The organism is Treponema endosymbiont of Eucomonympha sp., from assembly GCF_001028545.1.
On the sequence record NZ_BBPW01000072.1, the window covers coordinates 1 to 3,985 of the forward strand.

At 57.2% G+C, this 3,985-nt stretch carries 3 protein-coding genes and 1 pseudogene; all 4 read left to right on the forward strand.

Going from position 1 to position 3,985, the window contains the following annotated elements; genetic code table 11:
* Positions 1-38 precede the first annotated feature (38 nt).
* A complete protein-coding gene (gene yajC, locus AWU74_RS04180) occupies positions 39-458 on the forward strand; it encodes a preprotein translocase subunit YajC (protein ID WP_062327954.1) in 420 nt (139 codons plus the stop codon).
* Positions 459-461: 3 nt separating this feature from the next.
* Positions 462-2,222, forward strand: coding sequence for a protein translocase subunit SecD (gene secD, locus AWU74_RS04185; protein WP_062327951.1), 1,761 nt, complete (start codon positions 462-464; stop codon positions 2,220-2,222).
* Complete coding sequence (gene secF, locus AWU74_RS04190) at positions 2,222-3,469, forward strand: protein translocase subunit SecF (RefSeq protein ID WP_162504788.1); 1,248 nt, start codon at positions 2,222-2,224, stop codon at positions 3,467-3,469. The genes secD and secF overlap by 1 nt, the downstream gene beginning before the upstream one ends.
* Positions 3,435-3,985, forward strand: a pseudogene (locus AWU74_RS04195) (hypothetical protein); the annotation flags it as partial. The gene secF and the pseudogene AWU74_RS04195, both read left to right, overlap by 35 nt.

Genomic DNA, 3,985 nt, shown 5'->3' on the forward strand with positions numbered 1-3,985 from the left:
CCGCAAGAATTTATTTTCTATACGAAAAAGGAACCTCGATGATTTTTATTCCATTTCTGCAAAGCGGGTCGGTAGCACCTCGGTCAAGCAATATGCTCATGACTATCGCTCCGTTCGGACTTATTATCCTTATCTTTTATTTTTTTATCATCCGTCCGCAGAATAAAAAGCAGAAAGAAACCGACAAAATGATTAGTGCCCTGAAAAAAGGCGACAAAGTGGTTACTATCGGCGGAATCCACGGCGTTATTTCTTCCGCCCACGACCAGAGCGTCGTAGTGAAAGTCGACGACAACACTAAAATTGAGTTCAACCGAAGTGCGATATCGTCGGTTGTTGCCGATAAGCCTGTCGCTAGCAAAGCGGAAAAGAAAGGAAAGAAAAAAGCTCTCGTTACCGAAAAAATATCCGACGCGGGAACCGACAGCGGGGAAACAAAACCGGACGCGACGGAGTAAGCTATGCGAAAAAGAACCCGTCTTTTAATCATTGTTGCGATACTGGTGGTATGTTTTGGGTTCTTGTTGCCGTCTATCAATTGGTATGTGCGAACGCCTAAAGAAGTGCAAACACTTGCGCTCGGCTCCCTTGAAAAAATCAAAGATTATTCTATTATGATGGCTGCAGCCGACGTAAACGCACTGAAAATGCAGGCAAAGGAAAAACCCGAAGGGGAGATTCCCGATGGTTTCCGCTGGCTTAAAAAATCCGCGAAAGAAAACTTCAAACTAACGAGAAAACCGTTTCCCAAACAACTAACGCTCCGCGAGGCGCTTTTATCATATGACGCTGAGAACGACCTTCAAACGGAAATTGAGAGGCGGTATCGCGCCGATATTCTGAAGGCGAAAAAACTGTACGCCAATTCGGTAAAACTGGGTCTGGACCTTTCCGGCGGCATGAGCGTTACCGTGAAGGCTGACCTCGACGCTGCGCTCGCTTCTCAAGAAGGGTCCTCCACGACGGAAAATGCCGCCCAGTTTCGCGAGGACGCCATATCTCAGGCAGTGGAAACACTCCGCGGACGTATTGACCGCTTCGGTTTGACCGAGCCGGTCATACGGCAGCAGGGGGAAGATCGAATCTATATTGAACTGCCCGGCGCCGCTGAAGCAGATCAAATTAATTCCATCATCGTGGGGAAAGGCATTTTGAACTTCCGGCTCGTGGACAGCGCGGCGACCGAAAGCTTTACCGGCGCATACCGCCAAAACCCGGCGGGCATCTTTAATATCACGGGGGAACTCTTGAATCAGTCGCTTATTCCCGAAGACTGCGAAATTATGGGTTTGTACCGAAAGGATGATTACGACCTTGACGAGCGTACAGGCTATCTGGTGGTAAAAAAAAGTATTGCGCTCGACGGCAAGCATATAAAATCTGCGCAGGTGGGAAGCGACATTACGGGCAGACCGGAGGTCAACTTTATTCTGGACGCGGAAGGGGCGCAGATTTTTGCGGATTTCACCTCGGCGCACGTCAAAGACAGCCTCGCGATTGTTTCGGACAACAAGATAAAATCCTATGCGGTAATCAATTCCGCGATTACCGGCGGACAGGTAGCTCTTACAGGTTTCGGAATCGACGAAGCGCAGAACTTGAAAAAAGTTTTGCAGACCGCGTGGCTCAGCGTGCCGCTTTCGGTCGAAAGCCAGCAGGTTATCGGTTCGTCGCTCGGTCAGGAAGCGATACAGCAAGGCGTAAAAGCAATCGTCTTAGGGCTTTTGCTCGTTATGGCGTTTATGTTCGCGTGGTATCTGGGTTCCGGCCTGAATGCGGTGGTGGCACAGGTGCTGAACCTGTACATTATGTTCAGCGTCCTTTCCGCGCTCAACCTGACGCTCACGCTGCCCGGCATTGCGGGCATGATTTTGACCATAGGCATGGCGGTCGACGCAAACGTTATCGTGTTTGAGCGCATTAAAGAGGAACTCCGGCTCGGCAAGGGGCGCGCGGCGGCGATTTCCGCTGGCTTCGAGAACGCATTCAGCGCGATTATCGACTCGAACGTTACGACGTTTATCGCGGCGGCGTTTATGTCGCAGCTCGGCACGGGCGCTATTCAGGGATTCGCGGTCAGCCTTGCGATAGGCGTCATATCGTCGGTGTTTACCGCGCTGTTCGTATCGCACCTGATCTTTGACTTCGGCACAGAAACACTGGGGTCAAAGAAACTGAGCATCGGCTGGTTCGGCGCGCAAGCCGCGGCGGAGACAGCTTAATGAAGAAAGTAATACCGTTCAGCCGCTTGTTTGTGCCGCTGTCCTGCGTAAGCGCACTGCTCATTGCAAGCGGGATAGTCGCCGTGTGTACGCGCGGAATTAATCTGGGGCTTGATTTTGAGCCGGGTCTGCTGGAAGAAGTGCGGATTGCCCCGACGGCGTTTGACCTGAGCTATTCGGGCGGCGCCCGCGCGGTGGTGCAAACCGGCAAAGCGGGCGTGTCGCTTATCATAAGCGGGGCGGGAGCCGAAAACGAGACGTGCTCGTTCCCGTTTGCGGAATACGCCACTGCCAAAAGCCTTGCCGACGCGCTCGGCAGGGCGGAAGGAGTCAGCGTAACGTTTTATGCGCCGCCCGACGTCCCCGCGAATGCCCTGTTTACGGACGCTTCGGTTTCGACGGCGCTCAGCGCCTCCGCCCCGTACCGCTTTCACTACGGCGAGGAGTCCTCGTCCGTAACGGCGGAGCGCGTCCGCGAGGCGCTCGCCGGAGGCGGGGTAAACACGGAAACGAAAGCGGCGGGCGAAGCGGGCAGTTTCCAAATCCGCGCCGCCGACACGGGCGAAGCGGGCGGCAACCGGGTCTTGCAGGAGACGATTGCCGCTTCGCTCCGCGCGGCGTTCGGCGAGGACCGCGTCGCGGTGACCAAGACCGACTTCATCGGCGCGCAGTTTTCCCGCTCGCTCGCGCTCAAATCCCTGTTCACCGTGCTCGCCTCTATCGCGCTCATCTGGGGCTATTCGGCTATCCGCTTCAAGTGGGACTTCGCGCTCGCCGCGGTGGTGGCGATTATCCACGACGCGCTCATCATGCTCACGTTCGTCGCGTGGGCGCAGGTCGAGTTTGCCACGATAATCCTTGCGGCAGTGCTCACCGTTATCGGCTACTCAATAAACGCCACCATTGTGGTGCTCGACCGCGTGCGCGAAGACGTCAAAACGGTGCGCGCGGACAAGTTCACCGAACTCCTCGACCTTGCGCAGACCGAAATGCTGAGCCGGAGCATCCTCACGACGCTCACCACGCTTTTGGTGGTTCTGGCGCTCTTCTTTGTAACCACCGGTAGCATGAAAGACTTTGCGCTCACGCTGTCCGTCGGCTTGATTTCCGGCGCGTATTCGTCGATTTTTATCACCGGCAGCGTCGTCGCGTTCACGCGGCGGAACTGGAAGCCGACGCTTCCGGCGGCAGCGCCGCTCAAGCCGTCCAGTCTTGCGCGATTTCCTGCCGCCGACGTCCGCGTCTAAGCCGGAAGTCGTCCGCGCGGCGACGCTCGGATTCTGCTTCGGCGTGCGGCGCGCGGTGGAAATGGCGCTGAACGCCCGCCACGAGCACCCCGAACGCACGATTGTTACCTGCGGCCCGCTGATTCACAATCCGGCGGTGCTCGCGCAGCTTGCCCGGCACAACATTAGCGTGTTGCCCGAAATCCCCGCCGGAACAGCGTATCCCGCCGCGGAGAACGGCGTCGCAGTCATCCGCGCCCACGGCGTTTCGCCCGCCGTCCGCCTGAACCTTGAGCGCTCAGGCTACGCGATACTCGACGCGACCTGTCCGCGCGTCGCGGCAAACCAGAGACGCGCCGGGCTGTTCACGCGGCAGGGATATCAGGTGCTTATCGCGGGCGACCGGAATCACGGCGAAGTCGCGGGAATCAGCGGCATTGCGCCCGGCTGCGTCGTTGTGGAATGCGCGGAGGACGCGCGGCCCTTCGCCGAATCGTGGCAGGCGCGGGGGCCCGGCGGGCAGCACGCCCCGGCTGC

Coding starts and splice junctions, on each gene's coding strand:
- secF (WP_162504788.1), top strand. CDS start 2,222: ATGAAGAAAGTAATACCGTTCAGCCGCTTGTTTGTGCCGCTGTCCTGC.
- yajC (WP_062327954.1), top strand. CDS start 39: ATGATTTTTATTCCATTTCTGCAAAGCGGGTCGGTAGCACCTCGGTCA.
- secD (WP_062327951.1), top strand. CDS start 462: ATGCGAAAAAGAACCCGTCTTTTAATCATTGTTGCGATACTGGTGGTA.